Source organism: Dyadobacter sp. Leaf189 (assembly GCF_001424405.1).
In the GTDB taxonomy this organism is placed as follows: domain Bacteria; phylum Bacteroidota; class Bacteroidia; order Cytophagales; family Spirosomataceae; genus Dyadobacter.
On sequence record NZ_LMPS01000001.1, the window covers coordinates 386,012 to 404,884 of the forward strand.

Here is an 18,873-nt window from a genome sequence, read left to right on the forward strand (position 1 = left end):
CAGATGTGCCGTAGTAAAAAAGAATTTCGCAACAACTTTTATAGGGCTGCTGCGAAATTGATATGTTCACCGACTGATACTAAACTGTTTTAGTATAGTTTTCAACTACAACTTTTCCTCTGTAAACAAGGTTGCCTTCGTGAACGTGGGCGCGGTGTAGTTGGTGGATTTCTCCTGTTGTTGAATCTGTGCCAAGCTGCTTTCCGGTAAGGAAGTCATGCGCTCTGCGTGTATCGCGACGTGTAGTGGAATGTCTCCGCTTAGGATGTGCCATGATGCTTTATTTCTAATTGTTTTTGTTTTCTTTTTAAACTCCGTCGGCTGAAGCCGACGGTCATTGACTATAATCTATTTCCGTAGGCCTTAGCCAACAGATCCGGGTATTTTACATTGATCGCATCCATTTCCGTTCGGCTTTAGCCAACGGATAACGGGGCGCAGGGGACTATTATTCGCCTTTTAGCTTTTTCAGGGCTTCCCAGCGCGGATCTACGGGTCCTTCTTCTTCCGGCTGCTCATCGGTGTTTTCGGCAGATGAGTAAACCAATATCGCTTCTTCGTCATCATCTTCCAGGTTCAGATCGTCATCTTCGGTCCGCAGACTCGGATGTATTTTCTTGGTTGGAAGAGACAACGCTATAAAATCAAATATATAGCGGGCAACGTTGATCCTGTTAGTGTTCCTGTTGATGATCTCGATCTCTTCGGTAAGCTCTTCATTGTGGTCGCCGAACTTTAATATAATGCGTTCGTCGAAATGAATGGGCTCTTCGAATGTTTCAAGACTTCTGTCACAGGTCAATGTAACTGCGCCTTCCGTGTGGAACTGAAGCTGGATCATAGTGGCTGATTTATTCAAAACAACGTGTGTTTTGAAGTGCCCTTGCTCGATCAGATCCTGTTCCAGGTCTTCGAAAAAAGCGTTTCCGGACTCCATATCATAGTCATACTGTTTGTCCTCCAAACCGTAAATGTCTATGTTGTATTTACTTAGCTCTTTCACTTTTTCTCTCAAAAAGGAGTGCAAAGGTAATGTGTTTGGTTTTAATAAAAAAGATGTGACTGAATTTTGTCAAATCTTCCTTGCAGGATTTCCAAAGTAGGTTGCACCAGCAGGCACGTTTTCTACTACTACTGATCCTGCGCCTATTCTCGCATTCTTGCCTACTTCAATTCCTGCCACTATCACTGCACCGGAACCAATGAATGCGCCATCACCTAAAAGTACCCGGTCATTGATGATAGCACCAGTACCAATCGTAACAAAGTCGCCGACGCGCACTGAGGTATCCAGCAACGCGCCCGTCTGGATGAGGCAATGGTGCCCGACAACCGTTTTTGCCCCGATAGTAACTTTTGCTCCGATGAGATTGCCGTGACCAATTGCCGACATTCCGGAAATTATAGCTGTGTCGTGAACTGCATTCACGGGCATTACCTTGTACTCTTCGGTCAATGTTTCTACAAGCCTTTCTCTTACCACTTTATCTCCAATGGCGACGAAGGCTTCACATTTGGATCCGAGAATACTCAGATAACCTGTATCGTCTGTGGAACCGATTACGTTGACATCGCCAAATTCCTTACCATGCAATTCCGTGGTATCGTCGAGTAGTCCGTAAACGAGTACGTTATTTCTTTTAAAAATATCCAGCGCCTGTACTCCCAGGTCGCCTGCACCAAATATTAAAACAGGATTTTCCATAATTGTGGTTTGTATAAAAGAAAAAAGTCTCCATTTGCGCGAAGAGTTCAAATGAAGACAAAAAATCAAGCCACTTTCTTCGGCTTGTATATCAAAGTAAAGTAATGCGGAAAACCAGCGGGCTGCCGTAAGGAGATAAATTGGTAATGGCAGCAGCAGGTCCGGCAGAGTTATCTACCTGATTGTAATAATTCAGATTATATAATAAGGTAAAGTGAACCGCCTTGGCAATGCGGCCGCCTGTTGGTACGGAGTAGGCAGCGCCCAGCATGGGAGATACGATCCATTGCCTTTTCTGATAATTTCCTACCACATTCAAAGGTTCCAGTTCCGCGATCAGGTTCACGGGCTTGATTACATTGTACATAAAGAAGCCCTTTCCACCATAGTAGCTATAAGAATCGAAGTAGCGTTGTTTGAAAAACATATATGTCACTCCGACACCGGCGACCAGCTTTTCCGTCAGTTCGTAACCAACCATCGGCGAAAGGTTGATGTTCGTGAATGTGCCGAGGCTCAATCCGAAGCCGCCACCCGCGCGCAGCCTGTCCTTAAATGGAAGCTGTTTGAAATCAACTTCTTTTCTCTTTTCCGCAAGCCGGTTTGTGTCAGTAGGCGTATAATCCTTTCGTTGATTGGGAGCTTCCTTTCTCAGTGAATCCGGGCGATAGTATTCGTCGTTTTGCGCATATAAATTGACGCTGGTCAGGATAAGTAACAGAAGTGTGCAGCTCAGGAGGATTTTGCTTTTCATCTTAAAATCATTTATTTTATCGTATTGTTAACTGGTAACGACCCAGCATTTGTTTTTGGTTTATCAGATTATTCCCGCCCAGGACCCTCTTATATTACTGTAACCTTTATGCATTACCACATTTCCGTCGCAGAGCCCCAGTCACACCTTATTCTTATTACCTATACTATCCCGGAAATAGACAGTGATGTTATTGAGATACAGCTACCTGCGTGGCGGCCCGGTAGATATGAGCTTCAAAATTTTGCCAAAAATATTCAATTTATTGAAGCTATTTCAGCCGGCGGAGATAAACTGCCTATTCATAAAGTAACCAAAGATCGCTGGCAGGTTGGAACAGCCGGCCAGAAAGAAGTTAGAATACACTATTCGTATTACGCAATAAGTCAGAATGCGGGTACCAGTTATATTGACGAGGAGCTTTGGTACCTCAATTTTATCAACTTTTGCATGTATACCGAAGGCCGGATTTCCGAGCCTTACGAAGTGTATCTCGACCTGCCCGCAGGATATACGATTGCGTGCGGGTTACCTTCCTCCGGACCAAATACCCTGGCAGCACGCGACTTCTATCAACTGGTTGACAGTCCGCTGCTCGCTTCCGAAACTTTGCAGAAATGTGAGTACTACGTGCGTGGCGTGCATTTCAAGATATGGATGCATGGAAACCTGAAACCCAACTGGCGGCGCATTGAACGGGATTTCAGGCGCTTTTCACGCGAGCAGATCGCGACAATGGGAGAGTTTCCCGAAGAGGACTACCATTTTCTTAACCTCATCCTGCCAACCGCATTTTACCATGGCGTAGAGCACCAGAACTCGACGATGATCGTACTTGGTCCTGACGATGAAGGTGAAGGGTTGTATTCTGATTTGCTTGGCGTAAGTTCCCACGAGCTGTTTCACGCCTGGAATGTCATCCGGATCCGGCCAAAGGAGTTGTTACCTTACGATTTTACCAAAGAAAATTACTTTCAAACCTGCTTTGTCGCCGAAGGCTGCACTACCTATTATGGCGATCTTTTTCTGAAACGCGCCGGTGTTTTCACCGACGAGACTTATGTAAAAGAGTTGCAGGTATATATGAAAAGACACTTCGAGAACAGCGCAAATGCATCTCAGTCGCTGGCTGAATCTTCCTTTGACCTTTGGCTCGACGGCTACGAAAAAGGAATACCCAACCGTAAGGTTTCCGTTTACCATAAAGGTGCGTTAGTTGCATTGATCCTCGATTTGTATTTACGCAGGAAAACCAATCACGGCCAATCTCTCGACGATGTCATGCGGTTGCTCTGGCTACGTTTCGGAAAACCATTCACAGGCTATTCCGTTGAAGATTACATCGCGATCGTGGAAGAAGTAGCCGGCGAAACAATGGAGTGGTACTGGAAAGAATGCATTTTCACCAACGAGCCGCTTGAAACCCGCCTTAATGAGGCACTTTCTTTTGTGGGGTTACAAATGTCTGTTTTCAGCAATGGAAATATTCAGCTGAATGTAATGGACGATTTCCGCGGCAAATTGCAAAGAGATAAGTGGCTGGCAACAGCGCAGGTTTTGACGGCGCAGGAGGAAGAGGAGGAGTAATTTTTTAGCTGTCGGCTGTCAGCAATCGGCCGTCGGCTTGTTTGTTGCTTGTAAAAGCGAAGCCATACTAAGTAAGAAAAAGCTGAAAGCCGACGGCCGACAGCCGAAGTTCACTTTAAAATTTCCTCCAGGCTTCCCCGCAAATCAGGGTACTGATATTTGAAATCGGTCTCTTCTTTGATCCTTTTGCTGATCAGGTAGCTGCTTCCCAGTACTACATTCGCCATTTCGCCAAAAACGAGGCGCAATGCAAATGCAGGTACATGGGGCGCCCATTGAGGCTTATTCAGTACTTTGCAGATCACTTTCGTAAATTCTTCATTGGTGACTGCATCCGTAATGGCATTGTAAGCTCCCTGCCAGTTCTCATTTTCGAGCGCTTCAATGTACATATTACAAAGATCGTCGACGTGGATCCAGCTGATCCATTGTTTTCCTGAGCCAAGTGGCGCGCCGAAGCCGAATCGGGCAGGTGCAGCGATTTGTTTCAATGCGCCGCCCTCATTACTTAATACAATGCCTGTACGCAGCTTTACCGTTCTTATTCCAAGTTCTGTTATCTTATCTGCTGCTTTTTCCCACTCAATGGTAACATAGGACAAGAAATCATTTCCCGGCGGGAAGTCTTCGGTATTTTTCACATCACCGCTATCCTCGCCATAGTAGCTGCTGCCCGACGCGGATGCGAATGCAGCGGGACGAATGTTTTTCTCCTTTAATTTCTCTGCAATCAAATGAATGGTATCAACCCGGCTTGAAATAATTAATTTCTTCTGTTCGTCAGTCCAGCGCTTTTCGGCTACCCCGGTACCTGCCAGGTGAATCAGGAAATGCGTATTTTCCAATGCGCCCTCTTCAATGTAGTTTTTCGAGATATCCCATTGAAATACCTTCACAGATGGAATTGCTTTCTTACTCCGGCTGAGGTATGCCACTTCATAGCCTTTTGCGAGCAGAAGCTGTGTTAACCGTCTTCCGATCAGGCCGGAGCCGCCTGTGATCAATACTTTTTTTCCCATGTAATGGATGTGTAAAAATCTATACCGGCTGGCTGTCCGGAGTGGCTAATCCATCTTTTGGTGCTTCCTGCTCAATCGCTTTCGTGACACGATCTACCATTTCTTCGACTGATTCATCAGGCAAAAAGTGCATTGGTGCTTTGAAATGAACAGTAAGACGCGTATTACGCTTTTTAAACCGCAGCCCTTTTTTATCAAAAGCCCGTCGGAAACCATTAATCACAACAGGTACCACGATCGGCTGATGTTCTTTGATGAGGTGGGCGGTACCCTTACGTACAGGGGCATACGGTTTGGTAGTCCCCTGCGGAAAACTCACTACCCAGCCGTGGCTCAGCCCCATTCCGATACGGTCCTGTGCTGAGTTATCCAGCTGTCTTTTCACATTTTCTCCATTCGCCCGCCACGATCTTTCAATGGTAATGGCGCCGCCCATGCTGAATAATTTGGGTAGAATCCCTTCTTTCATTGTTTCCGACGCCGCTACATAATAGCATCTTGCCCGAGGGGAAAAGAGATAAAACGGTGGCCGGATCGTATCCTTGTAGCCCCATTTGACAGCACAAAAAATATGAAAGAACGCAATTACATCTGCGAAATAGGTCTGATGGTTAGACAGGAAAAGTACACCGTGATCAGGCAGGTCAAGCAGCTGATCGCCTCCGATTATTTCTATTTTATTGACAGCTGTATATCTGTAGTAAGTAAACCAGCCCAGAATAAAAATCAGCAACCTCTTAAATATGAGATAGTTGCCGAACGGATCTTTTTCGAAAATTCCAAAAAAGTCAAACCTGACGAGCCAGCGCGGCAGGAGACTGAATGTTGTCTTTTTCAAATTCATAGTGTCAGGGAAATGTACTTCAAAGGCGACGGGCTTTTTGGATTGATTGATCAACAACTATTATACCACCGGGGCGTAATTTAGGGAATAAGCGGAGTTAATGGGAAATATATTTAATTGCAGCCGCAACGGTCCTGCGAGCCGGAAGAATTGGCATGATTCTTTCAGATCTTCAGAGTCTCAAACGTTTTTGGACCGACCCCTTTAATAACAATCATTTTTCGAGTTTGTATGAAAATGAAATTTCAATTTCACATTCTGCTTGGTCTTGCAGCAGCAGGCCTGTTTACCGGATGTTCTAAAAATCCTGTTACAGGAAAAAAGGAAATCATATTCATGTCCAAAGAAAAGGAGATCGCGCTCGGCGCTGAATCACACCCTTCTATTGTGGCTACAATGGGTATTTACGACGATAAAAACCTGCAATCCTTTATCAATGAGAAAGGAAAAGCAATGGCAAATATCTCCCACAGACCAGATTTACCTTATCAATTCTTCATTGTTGACTCGCCGGTTGTAAATGCATTTGCTGTGCCTGGCGGTTACGTATACTTCACAAGGGGTATCATGGCGCACTTCAATAATGAAGCAGAATTTGCAGGGGTACTTGGTCATGAAATCGGCCATATTACGGCGCGCCACTCGGCCCGGCAGCAAACATCCCAGATCTTCGGGCAAGTAGGTTTGCTGGCAGGTATGGTATTGTCGGAAACGGTTCGCGGGCTGGCAGAGCAAACGCAGCAGGCTTTGGGTTTGCTGCTTTTAAGTTACAGCCGCGAGCATGAAACGGAGTCGGATAAAATTGGTGTGGAGTATTCGAGTAAAATCGGATATGATGCCAAGGAAATGGCTGATTTCTTCGGGACCTTGAAAAAGATCAGTGAAAAAGCCGGGCAAACGATCCCGACTTTCCAGTCAACCCACCCCGATCCGGGCGACAGGAGGAATAAGGTAGACAAGCTGGCAACACAATACCAGGCGGAGCACCCTGGCAAGTACAATGTCAACCGCGATGCTTACCTGCGTAAAATCGAAGGGATTATATATGGTACCGATCCTAAACAGGGTTTTGTGGAAAACAATCAGTTTTACCATCCCGAGCTGAGGTTCCAGTTTCCGGTACCAAGCGGCTGGCAGTATGAAAACTCTCCTGCACAATTTCAAATGGCGTCCAAAGATGGCAAGTCGATGATGCTTTTTGCGATGGCAGAAGGTAAGTCACTCGAAGAAGCAGCTCAGGCTGTGGTGAAGAATTACAGTCTACAGGTTTCTGAAAATAACAAAACTACGATTAACGGTAACCCCGCCATTGCGATGATCTCCCAGCAGGTCGCGCAAGCGCAATCGGGGCAGGCAGCAGCCAGTTCCATTCAGGTGGCAACCTGGCTGATCCAGTATGGAGGAAACGTTTATGTGATCCATGGTGTGGCGGCCCCGGCCAACTTTGCCGGTAACCTCGGTACATTCAGGAATGTAGCACAAGGCTTCAAATCAGTAACCGACCAGAACATCCTGAATCGTCAGCCTGAGCGTATCCGCATCAAAACCGTCCAACGCGACGGATCTTTGAAGGATGCATTGAAGGACAACAATCAGCCCGACAACAAAATGGACGAACTAGCCATCATCAACGGAATGGGCCTTTCAGATAAAGTAACCAAAGGAATGCTGATTAAAACGCTGGGGAGGTAATACGAACAATCGACCAAAAAAATGCCGTCAGGCATAAAACATCGGTAGTAGAAAGGTAAGGCCCGTACGGTAATAATGCCGCCAGGCATGTTATATTGGTAAAAATCGGTGCAAAATCCAACGTGAATTTGCACCGATTTTGCGTAAATGTGTTGTCGTCGCATCCCTACGGGATTTGGCGTTTCGGTTTGATCGTACATTTCTACCATGTTTTGCCGCTCTGCGGCTTTTAGCGATTACGCTTGTTTGATGTTGCTTCACTACAGATTGGCACCTCGTTGTACCCGTTTTTTACCGATGTTTTGCCGCTCTGCGGCTTTTAGCGATTACGCTTGTTTAATGTTGCTTCACTACAGATTGGCGCCTCGTTGTACCCGTTTTTACCGATGTTTTGCCACTCTGCGGCTTTTTTGCTGGATGCGGCTATTCAGTTATTCATTCCTTTTGCCTTCAATGATTATTTTAACCACTTACCATTTGATTTTGCCTTTCAAAAAACTTTTCTTCTCAACATTTGGTTGATATATCAACACAATTTACATTTGCACCATCATGAGCACGGTACTAAACAAATTTTTCTGTTTGAGAGAGGATATGAAGAATTCCCTGCAGTTTAAGCTGGGGATCGTTACAAAGGTTGTATTTAGGAAAATGAATGCGCAGTTGGTTCAGGAAGGAATTCCGGTACTTGCCGAGCAGCTGCCGATATTAATGGTTGTATATTTCCAGGAACATGCGATGACGCAGCAGGACATTGCAAATGTGCTGCAAAAAGACAAAGCGGGCATTCAGCGTTCTGTGCAGACGTTGCATAAAGACGGGTTTCTGAAAATTGAAAGTGATATAGAGGACAAAAGAAAGAATATGGTAACGCTCACTGCAAGTGGAAAATTCGTATGCGAGCGCATTCAGGCTTTGGTTATTGCATTTGACAACCAGGTAATGGAGCATTTCACCGAGGACGAACGCAAGACATTCATGGGGTTTTTAGACAGAGTTACGGCAGTCATAGAAAAATAAAAAAATTTATATAAATAGTTGATATGTCACCAGTAGAGGTGTCAACTAATTAGGGTTAGCCACAAAAGTCAAACAAGAAGAAAATGAAACGAGCATGGATTATTGCAATCCTCACAATAGCAGCAACTTCGGGGAATACCTGGGCGCAAACCCAGCTGAGCCTGAAAGATTGCATTGCCTACGGGATAAAGAATAACGGGAATGTAAAGATTGCCCAGTACCAGGAGAACATAGCGGTGCAGCAGGGTAGGGAAGCGTTGGCGGGTTATCTGCCACAGGTAGTTGGAAATGGTGCATTGGATGATAACATCAAGCTGCAATCTACGGTGTTGCCGGGCGCGCTCTTTGGTGGGGAAGACCGGCGTGTGGCCTTGGGTACCAAGTACTCGACGAACGTTTCGGCCCAGGCAGATCAGGTGATTTTTGACCGTCAGCTACTCGTTGGTTTGAAAGCAAACAAGCCAAACGTTGAGAATGCGGAACTGAATTCCCGCAAAACCAAGGAGAATATCATTTACAACGTGACGAATGCTTATTACCAGGTATTCATAACGCAGGCGCAGATTGATCTTTTAAGGGACAATCTTGAAAAAACGCAGCAGATACTCGGGACTTTGCAGTTGCAGCTAGATAATGGCGTAATCAAGAAAGTGGATTATGACCGTACACAAGTGAGCTTGAATAACATCAAATCCCAGCTTACACTGGCGGAAAGTAACCTGATTTTATCTCAGAACCAGTTGAAATTCCAAATGGGAATGCCGCTGGGCGAACAATTGGTGCTGACTGACAATCCATTGAGCCAGCCTTTCAAATTAGTGGAGCCGGACAAACTGGATGTAGCTAATCTGACCGACTTCAAAATCCAGAATATTAATATGGAATTGCAGGCGATCGAAAAGGAGCGGATCAAAGCCGGATATCTTCCCAAGCTTTCTGTTTATGGAAGATATGGTATTCAGTCTCTTGGACAGAATCTGGGTGAATCGTGGGGTAACTGGTTTAGTTTCGGTGCAATTGGCGTTAAGCTTTCCATTCCGATTTTTGACAGTTTCAGAAGAGACGCGCAATACAAGCAGGCTGATCTGAATCTTTTGACACAAAACGAACAGCTGAAACTGAATGTGCAGAATTACGAGCTTCAAAATCACAATGCAACAACCCAGCTTCAAAAAGCGAAGCTGAACCTGACAAACGACGAAAGCAATGTGACTTTGGCCAAAGAAGTGTACGATGTGACGACACTTCAATATAAAGAAGGTACCGTAACACTTTCGGACTTGTTGAATGCAGAAACTTCCTATAAAGAAGCCCAGAGTAACTACATCAATTCAATGCTGAGCTACTACCAGGCCAAGCTCGGACTTGAACAATCGCAGGGTAGTTTAAATGACTTTTATACAGCGTTGCCGTAAGGATCATTGATGGTCATTTACGGTTATTAGGTCATTTATAGTCATTGGGTCATTAATAGAAAATAAGAAAACATTCACTCATTCATTCAGTCATTCAATCATCGCACCGGCGACCCGGTCAAAATTAAACTTCCATGAAAAGGAAAATAATAATAGCAAGCTCCATTCTGATAATCGGACTCTTAATCGGGTTTCGTTTGGTAGCGAACAAGTCCAAGATGGACGCGAAGAAAGTAATGCCGGATAACAAAAATGTGACTATTCCGGTGACTGCGGTGGCAGTAAAGGAAGGCAGTACAAGTCAGGACCTGGTGCGTACAGGTAGTCTGATTCCATTCAAAGAAGCCGAGATTATGGCGACTTCGGCGGGTAAGGTCTTGTCGGTTAAATACGACCTGGGTACCTACGTTTCGCAAGGTGCTACGCTTGTGAAAGTGGACAGCAAACTGAAAGAGCTTTCCCTGGAAGCGACAGAGTTGAATATCAATAAACTGAAAAAGGATACCGAACGCTATTCAAAGCTTCTGGCAGGAAACGCAGCGACTGAGATTCAGGTAAATGATACCAAATACAATTACGAAAATGCATTGAACCAGGCTGAGCAGATCAAGCAGCAGATCAATGATGCTTCCATTGCAGCGCCGATCAGCGGCCGCGTGATCAAAAAGAACATTGAGCCGGGCGAGTTTGTAAACGTGGGTACTTCATTAGGAACGATCCTCGACGTTTCGCGCCTGAAAGTGCAGGTGATGATCTCGGAAAATGATGTTTATAAATTGAAAGAAGGTCAGCACGTGGAAGTGAGTACAAGCATTTTTCCTGATAAAAAAATCGACGGCGTGATCTCGTACATCGCTCCGCAAGGCGACGAATCGCACAACTATCCGGTTGAGATTGTTATCAAAAACTCAAATCAGCTGCGTGCCGGAACATTCGTAACCGTGGAATTCAAGCAAAAAAGCAGCCAGAATGCATTGTTGATTCCTAGAAGTGCATTGGTCGAAAGTGTGCGTAACCCGTACGTGTACACTGTCGAAAATGGTGTTGCCAAGCAGCGTAAGATTGCAGTAGGACGTGAAGTAGGGGATAATATCGAAGTTTTGTCAGGATTGAAATCAGGCGAAACGGTGATTACAACTGGCCAGATCAACCTCAGCGAAGGTGCCGCGGTTAACGTCACTAAATAGTTTTCATCAGTAAACGAATAACAAAATGTCAATCACCGAAGTAGCAGTAAAAAGACCGCTCTTCATCATAGTAGTATTCACGGTGTTGATACTATTTGGTGTGATCAGCTATAAACAATTGTCCTATAACCTTTTACCGAAGTTTGAGGCCAATGTTGTCAGTGTAATGACGACGTACCGCGGTGCCGCTGCGGACGAAGTCGAAACTAACGTTACCAAACACATCGAAGACGCAGTTTCAGCGATTGAAGGTTTGGACCAGATCAACTCAACTTCTCAGGAAGGCGTTTCTTCTGTGATTATCCAGTTGAAACAAGGTATCAGCGTCGATTTGGCACAACAGGAAGCGCAGCGTAAAGTAGAGCAGGTGATTTCACTTCTGCCCGACGATGCCGACCGCCCCGTGATCAACAAGTTCTCAACCGATGAAATCCCGGTGTTGAGAATGGGGGTTACCGCCAACCTTTCACCCTCCGCATTGTATGATTTGATCGATGAGAAGCTGAAACCACAGCTATCCAACGTGACTGGCGTGGGTCAGGTGACGATCATCGGTGGTACCGAGCGCCAGATCCAGGTGAATATCAGTCAGGATAAATTGAAAGCTTATCGCCTGTCCATTGCTCAGGTTTCCAATGCGATCAACAATGCAAATACTTCGTTCCCAGCCGGTCAGGTGAAAACGCAGGAAGATCAGCTTTCCATTCGTTTTGACGCAAAACTGACAACGGTTGAAAATCTGCGCAATGTAATTGTGGGCCGTAACAGCACTGGCGGACAGGTTTTCCTGAAAGATATTGCCGAAGTGTATGACGGAACTGCCGACGCAACTGCGGTAAACCATATCAATGGTCGCCCCTCAGTTGCTTTGCAAATCCAGAAACAATCCGATGCCAATGCAGTGGACGTAAGCAAGTTGACCCGCGAACGTTTGACGACTTTGGAAAAACAGTACGCTTCCGCTGGTCTGAAATTCAACATTGCATCTGACCAGTCGATTTATACATTGGCCTCAGCTGATGCAGTTGTGTTTGACCTTGGACTTGCCGTTTTGATCGTGTCCATTGTGATGTTACTGTTCCTGCATAGTGTCCGGAGCTCGATGTTTATCCTCGTGGCCCTGCCTTCATCCATGATCCCTACTTTCATTTTAATGAGCGTTTTAGGATTCTCACTCAATTTGATGACGTTAATGGCGCTTTCGCTTGTGGTAGGTATCCTGGTCGACGACTCGATTGTGGTTTTGGAAAACATCAACCGCCACATGGAAATGGGTAAGAGCCGCTGGCAGGCTGCATTGGACGGACGTGCAGAAATCGGTTTCACGGCGCTTGCGATCACTTTGGTGGACGTTGTGGTATTCGTGCCGCTTGCATTGACTTCCGGTTTGATCGGTAACATTCTGAGAGAATTCTCGCTCGTGGTCGTGTTCTCGACATTGATGAGTTTGTTTGTCTCGTTTACCCTTACCCCGCTTCTCGCTTCGCGTTTTGGTAAAATAGAGATTTTGGATAAAAACACACTCTGGGGCAAGCTGAACCTTGGTTTTGAGCGGTTTTTGGATCGGATCAAAGACGAGTACGGACGTATTCTGACCTGGGTTTTGGGTCATAAAAGATACATTTTCATTCTTTCGCTTTTGCTCATTGTAGGCTCCATTGCATTGGTTCCTGCCGGCTTTATTGGTGCCGCTTTCATGCAGCAAAGTGACCGCGGCGAGCTGAATGTTTCCATTGAACTTGCGCCGACAGCGTCAGTTTACCAGACCAATCAGGTAGCTCAGAAAGTTGAAAAGCTGCTTTTGGGAAGAAAAGAAGTAACCAAAGTCTTCACCAATGTAGGTTACAGCAGCACTGGTTTGGGGACGACATCCAATAGTAACATTGCCGATTTGACGGTGCAATTGGTTGATAAAGCTGAACGTCCGATGTCAGCAGAGGATTTTGGTACAGAGATTCAGAAGGAAATTCTTCGGATACCAGGTGTAAAAGTGACTGTGGCACCTACCTCGATTACGGGTAATGCCAACCAGGCGCCGATCCAGGTGGCTGTAAAAGGGACCGATATGGCGACAATCCGTAAGACAGCCGCGCAGGTGAAAGAAGTGGTAGCTTCCATTCCGGGCACTGCCAACGTGGATTATTCTGTTGATGATCCGAAACCGGAGGTGGGTGTGTCACTGGATCGCGAGAAAATGTCGCAGCTCGGTATCAATGCAGCAGAAGTTGGAGCTGCCTTGCAGACTGCATTCCGCGGAGATGACCGTTCAAAATTTAAAGAAAATGGCAAGGAATACGATATCATGGTGACGCTAGACCAGTTTAACCGTTCCAAAGCCGACGATATCCGCCATTTGACATTTGTTAACAGTACAGGACAAACATTCGAATTATCGCAGTTTGCAACGGTAAAAGAAGGAATGGGCGAAAGCGTATTGCAACGGATCGACCGTTTGTCTTCGATCACTATCAATTCACAGGTGATAGGTCGCCCATCCGGTTCGATCGGTGCAGATATTCAGGCTAAAATGGCGAGTGTGAAACTGCCGGAAGGCGTTTTCATCGAATATCGTGGTGACCTGAAAAACCAGGCGGATGCATTCGGAAGTCTTGGTTTGGCGCTTGTACTCGGTATTGTGCTGATTTACCTGATCATGGTCGCACTTTACGAAAGTACCATTTATCCTTTCGTTGTATTGTTCTCAATCCCGGTTGCATTGGTCGGTGCATTGACGGCATTGGCTCTGACAATGGAAAGTTTGACAATCTTCTCGATCGTGGGTATGATTATGCTTCTCGGTCTGGTAGCTAAGAATGCGATTTTGATCGTCGATTTTACCAATCAGCTGAAAGAAGAAGGTCACGCATTGAAAGACGCCCTGATCGAAGCAGGTAAAGAACGTCTCCGCCCGATCCTGATGACAACTATCGCGATGATCGCGGGTATGTTACCAATCGCGCTGGCGTCCGGCGACGGAGCCGAGGTGAAAAATGGGATGGCGTGGGTAATTATCGGTGGTTTGACCAGCTCATTATTGCTGACGCTGTTCCTGGTTCCGAGCGTGTACTACGTTGTTGACAGGGTGAAAGAGCGCCTTGCCAACCGTAAGAAGAAAAAGCACCAGAACGAAGAGTTGCTGCTGGAAGCGTAGACTTTGTGTCTGCAAACTGGAAGCTCAAAAGCTTATTAGTAAGTACCTTCCTTTATAAACACAAAGATCTCCGCAAGGAGATCTTTGTGTTTACGGGCAGTGCACAACATCAGGAAGATAAGTAGAAATAGGTTTAAAACTCGTCAATACATACTTCCACATCGGAAGGTTGGCTTTCCCGCAAAATAATCCTGCTCCTCCTCGCAGTCACTAAATGCGTTTTCATTTAGACAAGCTTCTTCTTTTGTACGAGATAAATAAATGTTCAACTACAAAATCTAAAAAGATGAAGCTAACAAAACTATTTCCGGTAGCTATGAGCATGGCCTGCGCCATAATGCTAAGCAGTTGCTCAAAAGAAGACGCACAAACACCTCAGCCGCTCGTTGAAAGCGCGAATGGACACTCGAGTGCTAAGACGAATGCAGGGGAGGTGGTAGAGTCTCCGTATTTTCCTGCAACAACGGGGGTAAAGGGTTTTGAAAAATATCCAACAGGCTGGACTAAATTGGTTGGGCCAAACCCTTCAATACCTGCGGGCTCGTCTTCACTTACATCGCTTTGGGGACTTGAGAATTGGAGTAACTCAGTAAATCCGCAGTGGATAAAGCCACTACTGCCCGCTACCGGGAATCCAGTCGAAAGCTCTTTTATCACTGTAAAAAGTTTCGCCGAAACTTCTGCAGAGACGAACGATAAATCTGGTGCACTTACTACGATTAAAAACTTAAAGCCAGGTAAAATGTATACAATAACATTTTATGTAGCAACTACGACTGTTGCCGGGCTATCAGGTAATGGCGAAACATCTGTTGCAGCAGCCTCTGCTGAAATCAAAATGTTAAATGTTAACAGTGGAATGACTACAACGAAAATCAACTTTGGAGGATTACAAGCAACATGGGTGAAAAAGACAATTACATTCACAGCCCAGGCTGATAATGCCAAGTTTGTTTTCTCAGGTTTGACGCCACTTGGAAATGTGTATTCCTATATTCACCTCTTTGTTGATAGGAACTCTATTGTAGAATTTATCCCTTTCCAGCCTATGGTTGTGCAATAGGTTATGTATAGTCTAGGTAAAAACCGTCTCATTGCATGAGGCGGTTTTTATGTTTACTGGCTAATGGTAAGTAAACATGCAGCTATGACAGGGGTATAAGAATTCGCAGATTACATTTTAGAAGATCCATTTCCACGAACTATCTCGAACCGCAATCCCGCAATAATTACAATTCAGTGATTACAATTTTCTTCTTTAAACCTCCTGATTGCCGAAGAATAACCCCGACCCGCCCGGTACTCACTATTAAGTGTACAATCGTTGTTCAACACATTGCTTTGCAGCAAGTACAAAATGTATGTTCAACTTTAAATTTTTTTCAAATGAATTTAGTACAAAAATTACCTATTGGTTTGGGCTTGGCTTGCATGATGATGCTGAGCAGTTGCTCGAAAGAAGATGTGCAAGTGGCGGAGCCGCACGAAGCTTCTATGGCGGCGGTTTCAGAAGCCAGTCTAAAAGTTCGTGGTCCTGTATTGCCGTCAAGTCAAGGAACAGTTACCGGTAATGCGAACTCTAACTCTGGATCGCTGCCAGGGTGGTCTGCGCTTCATGTATTAGGAGTGTCAAACTTCAAGTACCTTCTAGGTGATCCATCATTCCCTGGGTAACTCCTTTGCCGTTAGTGGTTCCCGGTCCATCCACTTTCGTAACACTCAAGACAGATAAGAATGATTCAAATTGGTCTATTGCGGCGATGGAAGGTTTAATTGCAGGTAAAATGTACACAGTAACATTTAACCTATCTACGTCAAAACCTATTGGAGAGCAGGAGCGATATGCGGAGACCGCCGAAGTTTACGTAGACGGTTTAGATGCTCAAAATTTGAAGAAAGTAATCCATTTTGCTGGAAAGGAAGGGCAGTGGATAACAGAAAGTATTACTTTTATAGCAAAGAAAGATAAGCATGGCTTCAATGTTTTCACTCCTGGCCTTAGCAACGGCACAGCAACTTTCAACTTAAAGACATATGTTAACATTCTTGTCGGGCAAAATGCTTTAAAACAATGGCCGTAAAAAAATAGGCATAAAAAAACCACCTGGGGATCCTAGGTGGTTTTTTATGCCTCCAAAGAAAAACTTACCGCCTCTCCCACGAATTTATCTTACGATCTTGCCCGAAGTTTGACAATTTCTAATTACCAGTCATAAGACGGAGCTAGCTTTGAGAGTGATTTTGTTCACAATTTCTATCAACCCCGAGTGCATTCCTACTTCCCAAACGCCGCCTTCCCACTATCCAGAAACGCTGCAAAATTCGCTGCATTCAAATCGTAATTCTTAGGCTTCACGAGCAGGTTGCCTTCGTGATCTACCAGGCAGTAGTGTGGCTGGGCGTTGTTGTTGTATTTTACAATTTGCAGGTCTGCGTTTTGTGCACCGATTGTCTTTTTGACTTTATTGTCATACTTGGAAGTATACCATTGCGATTCAGGTAATTCTGTTTTGTCGTCCACATACAAAGCAACAATCACATAATCATTCCGAAGCCTTTGCAGCACCGCAGGATCAACCCAAACACGGGCTTCCATTTCACGACAATTCACACAACCGTGTCCCGTAAAATCAATGAAAACAGGCTTGTTAACTTTTTTGGCATAAGCCAATGCTTCCTGATAATCGAAAAACCCATTGAGCTCATGCGGTAAATGGAAGAGATCGGAATACTTTCCGGCGATTTCGCTGCTGTTGCCTGCTGCGGCGGTACCCGCACTTCTTTTACTCAAATCAAAATCCAGAGACGACTGCGGAGGCAGATAACCAGCCAGCGCTTTCAGTGGCGCGCCCCACATTCCTGGCAACATGTAAATCACAAAAGTGAATGTAATAATGCTCAGCAACAGCCGCGGTACGCTCACTTTTTCCAAAAGGGAATCATGCGGCGTTCTGATCTTTCCAAGAAGATAAAAACCCAGCATCGCGAAAATCACGATCCAGAATGCGAGATAGATTTCTCTGTCCAGCAAGCCCCAGTGGTAAACCTGATCGGCGATACTGAAAAACTTCAGTGCAAGCGCCAGTTCCAGAAAGCCTAGACAAACTTTCACGGTATTCAGCCAGCCGCCCGATTTAGGGAGCGATTTTAGCCACTGCGGAAATAAGGCAAATGAAGTAAATGGAATCGCAAATGCAGCGGAGAATGCCGCCATTCCGATAATTGGCTTCACTACTTCGCCGCCCGCTGAGGCTACGAGCAAGCTACCCACGATCGGGCCGGTACAGGAAAATGAAACCAGTACCAATGTAAATGCCATGAAGAAAACGCCCGCATATCCACCCTGATCAGCCTTCTGGTCCATTTTATTCACAAACCCACTCGGAAGTACGATCTCAAATAGTCCCAGAAAAGAGAGACCGAAAACGATGAATATCCCGAAAAACAGCAGGTTAGGCAGCCAGTGCGTACTTAAAAAGTTAGCAAATGCGGGTCCGTTCAGGCGCGATACAACGGTACCTATTAATGTATAAATGAGTACAATCGAGATTCCGTACATAAAAGCTTTCACCTTGCCTTTTTCCTGATTGGTGAAATAGCTTACCGTCATTGGAATAATCGGGAATACGCAGGGAGTAAGCAATGCGACAAGCCCCGACAGGAACGCAGCTAGTGCAAATGCCCACAAAGAACCGTCGGCGGCAGTGTCCTCGGTATTTGCAGCAGCAGCAACGGGAGCTTTTTCAGTCAGTGTTGAAGAGCTGCTATCAACAGTTGCAGGTGCCGGAGCAGCGGCAGCATTTTCAGTAGAATCAGCTGAGGCTACGTTACTTTCCGCAGGAGTACTTTCCGGTGCGACTGTGCTACCAGCTGCCGCGACCTTCAAGCCTTTGAATTCGAAATCCTCTCCGCCCGGGATACAAAGCCCGGTTACGTGACTGCAGGTCTGGTATTCAGAAGTACCTTTGATTACCGGATTGTCGGCCAGAATTTTGATAGTTTGCTTGAAAACCGCTTTTCCTTCAAAGTATTTTACATTTCCATTCCATACCTCTTCAAACTTCGTCTTCGGATTCTGCGGTTTAAGCTTGCCGACCACTTCAAAAGTATTGTTCTTCTCAAAAGTGAAAGTGGTGAGCATTGGTCCCAGGTCAGGATCAAAGTCGGACGAATACATATACCAGTCTTTGTCGATCGTTGCAGTGAAAACAAGATCGACGGTCTCCCCCTTTTTTACATCAGGCTTCGAAAAAGAGTAGCTCCATTGGGCTTTGGCTTTCTGGATCTGCGCAGAGGCAGCAATGGAAACAAGAAGAAAAAAGCTTAAAAAGAGGAAAATACTGCGTTTCATATCGTTTTGACGGACTGATATTCGGTGAAAGGGCATTATCTATTGAGTTAATAGAGTAAGTGCCGGGTCTTAATTGAACGTAATTTTGCCAAAAAAATTCATCAATCGAAATTCCGTTTCGCCCCGCTGCTGTTTCTGTTACCTTTGT

General features: G+C 45.4%; 16 protein-coding genes. 9 read left to right on the forward strand and 7 right to left on the reverse strand.

The features are described from left to right. Window positions 1-79: 79 nt before the first annotated feature. The 4 genes from rpmF to ASG33_RS01775 all read right to left on the reverse strand — a co-directional run bounded on the left by rpmF (window position 80) and on the right by ASG33_RS01775 (window position 2,459). On the reverse strand, window positions 80-274 hold the full coding sequence (rpmF, locus tag ASG33_RS25455; protein WP_082489058.1) for a 50S ribosomal protein L32: 195 nt from the start codon (window positions 272-274) through the stop codon (window positions 80-82). Between the two features lie 174 nt (window positions 275-448). Then, window positions 449-1,015 (reverse strand): DUF177 domain-containing protein, encoded by a 567-nt coding sequence (locus tag ASG33_RS01765; protein ID WP_229238534.1) that lies wholly within the window; start codon window positions 1,013-1,015, stop codon window positions 449-451. Between the two features lie 57 nt (window positions 1,016-1,072). Continuing rightward, window positions 1,073-1,705 (reverse strand): NeuD/PglB/VioB family sugar acetyltransferase, encoded by a 633-nt coding sequence (locus ASG33_RS01770; RefSeq protein WP_056279673.1) that lies wholly within the window; start codon window positions 1,703-1,705, stop codon window positions 1,073-1,075. A 91-nt stretch (window positions 1,706-1,796) separates the two neighbouring features. Next, window positions 1,797-2,459, reverse strand: a complete 663-nt coding sequence (locus ASG33_RS01775) for a hypothetical protein (protein WP_056279674.1) — start codon at window positions 2,457-2,459, stop codon at window positions 1,797-1,799. 108 nt (window positions 2,460-2,567) lie between these two features. On the opposite strand from ASG33_RS01775, the gene ASG33_RS01780 reads away from it, so the two are divergent. After that, window positions 2,568-4,046 (forward strand): M61 family metallopeptidase, encoded by a 1,479-nt coding sequence (locus tag ASG33_RS01780; RefSeq protein ID WP_056279677.1) that lies wholly within the window; start codon window positions 2,568-2,570, stop codon window positions 4,044-4,046. A 110-nt stretch (window positions 4,047-4,156) separates the two neighbouring features. On the opposite strand, the gene ASG33_RS01785 is transcribed toward ASG33_RS01780, so the two are convergent. Together ASG33_RS01785 and ASG33_RS01790 are read right to left on the reverse strand one after the other, a co-directional pair. Next, window positions 4,157-5,065, reverse strand: a complete 909-nt coding sequence (locus ASG33_RS01785) for a TIGR01777 family oxidoreductase (protein WP_056279679.1) — start codon at window positions 5,063-5,065, stop codon at window positions 4,157-4,159. 19 nt (window positions 5,066-5,084) lie between these two features. Further along, window positions 5,085-5,909 (reverse strand): 1-acyl-sn-glycerol-3-phosphate acyltransferase, encoded by an 825-nt coding sequence (locus tag ASG33_RS01790; protein WP_056279682.1) that lies wholly within the window; start codon window positions 5,907-5,909, stop codon window positions 5,085-5,087. 231 nt (window positions 5,910-6,140) lie between these two features. On the opposite strand from ASG33_RS01790, the gene ASG33_RS01795 reads away from it, so the two are divergent. The 8 genes from ASG33_RS01795 to ASG33_RS01830 all read left to right on the forward strand — a co-directional run bounded on the left by ASG33_RS01795 (window position 6,141) and on the right by ASG33_RS01830 (window position 16,455). Next, a complete protein-coding gene (locus tag ASG33_RS01795; protein WP_056279684.1) occupies window positions 6,141-7,601 on the forward strand; it encodes a M48 family metalloprotease in 1,461 nt (486 codons plus the stop codon). Between the two features lie 552 nt (window positions 7,602-8,153). Further along, window positions 8,154-8,621: a MarR family winged helix-turn-helix transcriptional regulator gene (locus ASG33_RS01800; RefSeq protein WP_056279685.1), complete on the forward strand. Its 468-nt coding sequence runs from the start codon at window positions 8,154-8,156 to the stop codon at window positions 8,619-8,621. 83 nt (window positions 8,622-8,704) lie between these two features. Beyond that, entirely contained in the window at window positions 8,705-10,036 is a 1,332-nt protein-coding gene (locus ASG33_RS01805) for a TolC family protein (RefSeq protein ID WP_056279687.1), read from the forward strand. A gap of 134 nt (window positions 10,037-10,170) precedes the next feature. Next, window positions 10,171-11,223: an efflux RND transporter periplasmic adaptor subunit gene (locus ASG33_RS01810; RefSeq protein ID WP_056279689.1), complete on the forward strand. Its 1,053-nt coding sequence runs from the start codon at window positions 10,171-10,173 to the stop codon at window positions 11,221-11,223. A gap of 25 nt (window positions 11,224-11,248) precedes the next feature. Beyond that, a complete protein-coding gene (locus ASG33_RS01815; RefSeq protein WP_056279691.1) occupies window positions 11,249-14,374 on the forward strand; it encodes an efflux RND transporter permease subunit in 3,126 nt (1,041 codons plus the stop codon). A gap of 286 nt (window positions 14,375-14,660) precedes the next feature. Next, entirely contained in the window at window positions 14,661-15,437 is a 777-nt protein-coding gene (locus ASG33_RS01820; RefSeq protein WP_157474516.1) for a hypothetical protein, read from the forward strand. Between the two features lie 278 nt (window positions 15,438-15,715). After that, window positions 15,716-16,048: a hypothetical protein gene (locus ASG33_RS25685; protein WP_162242718.1), complete on the forward strand. Its 333-nt coding sequence runs from the start codon at window positions 15,716-15,718 to the stop codon at window positions 16,046-16,048. Window positions 16,049-16,158: 110 nt separating this feature from the next. Continuing rightward, a complete protein-coding gene (locus tag ASG33_RS01830) occupies window positions 16,159-16,455 on the forward strand; it encodes a hypothetical protein (RefSeq protein WP_162242719.1) in 297 nt (98 codons plus the stop codon). A gap of 194 nt (window positions 16,456-16,649) precedes the next feature. Here the strand turns inward: ASG33_RS01830 and ASG33_RS01835 are convergent, their stop codons facing one another. Next, window positions 16,650-18,725, reverse strand: coding sequence for a protein-disulfide reductase DsbD (locus ASG33_RS01835; RefSeq protein ID WP_056279699.1), 2,076 nt, complete (start codon window positions 18,723-18,725; stop codon window positions 16,650-16,652). Between the last annotated feature and the right edge of the window lie 148 nt (window positions 18,726-18,873).

Excerpts from the sequence above, each read along its gene's own strand:
- rpmF (WP_082489058.1), bottom strand. The coding sequence starts at position 274 with ATGGCACATCCTAAGCGGAGACATTCCACTACACGTCGCGATACACGC.
- ASG33_RS01770 (WP_056279673.1), bottom strand. The coding sequence starts at position 1,705 with ATGGAAAATCCTGTTTTAATATTTGGTGCAGGCGACCTGGGAGTACAG.
- ASG33_RS01775 (WP_056279674.1), bottom strand. The coding sequence starts at position 2,459 with ATGAAAAGCAAAATCCTCCTGAGCTGCACACTTCTGTTACTTATCCTG.
- ASG33_RS01780 (WP_056279677.1), top strand. The coding sequence starts at position 2,568 with ATGCATTACCACATTTCCGTCGCAGAGCCCCAGTCACACCTTATTCTT.
- ASG33_RS01785 (WP_056279679.1), bottom strand. The coding sequence starts at position 5,065 with ATGGGAAAAAAAGTATTGATCACAGGCGGCTCCGGCCTGATCGGAAGA.
- ASG33_RS01790 (WP_056279682.1), bottom strand. The coding sequence starts at position 5,909 with ATGAATTTGAAAAAGACAACATTCAGTCTCCTGCCGCGCTGGCTCGTC.
- ASG33_RS01795 (WP_056279684.1), top strand. The coding sequence starts at position 6,141 with ATGAAAATGAAATTTCAATTTCACATTCTGCTTGGTCTTGCAGCAGCA.
- ASG33_RS01800 (WP_056279685.1), top strand. The coding sequence starts at position 8,154 with ATGAGCACGGTACTAAACAAATTTTTCTGTTTGAGAGAGGATATGAAG.
- ASG33_RS01805 (WP_056279687.1), top strand. The coding sequence starts at position 8,705 with ATGAAACGAGCATGGATTATTGCAATCCTCACAATAGCAGCAACTTCG.
- ASG33_RS01810 (WP_056279689.1), top strand. The coding sequence starts at position 10,171 with ATGAAAAGGAAAATAATAATAGCAAGCTCCATTCTGATAATCGGACTC.
- ASG33_RS01815 (WP_056279691.1), top strand. The coding sequence starts at position 11,249 with ATGTCAATCACCGAAGTAGCAGTAAAAAGACCGCTCTTCATCATAGTA.
- ASG33_RS01820 (WP_157474516.1), top strand. The coding sequence starts at position 14,661 with ATGAAGCTAACAAAACTATTTCCGGTAGCTATGAGCATGGCCTGCGCC.
- ASG33_RS01830 (WP_162242719.1), top strand. The coding sequence starts at position 16,159 with ATGTACACAGTAACATTTAACCTATCTACGTCAAAACCTATTGGAGAG.
- ASG33_RS01835 (WP_056279699.1), bottom strand. The coding sequence starts at position 18,725 with ATGAAACGCAGTATTTTCCTCTTTTTAAGCTTTTTTCTTCTTGTTTCC.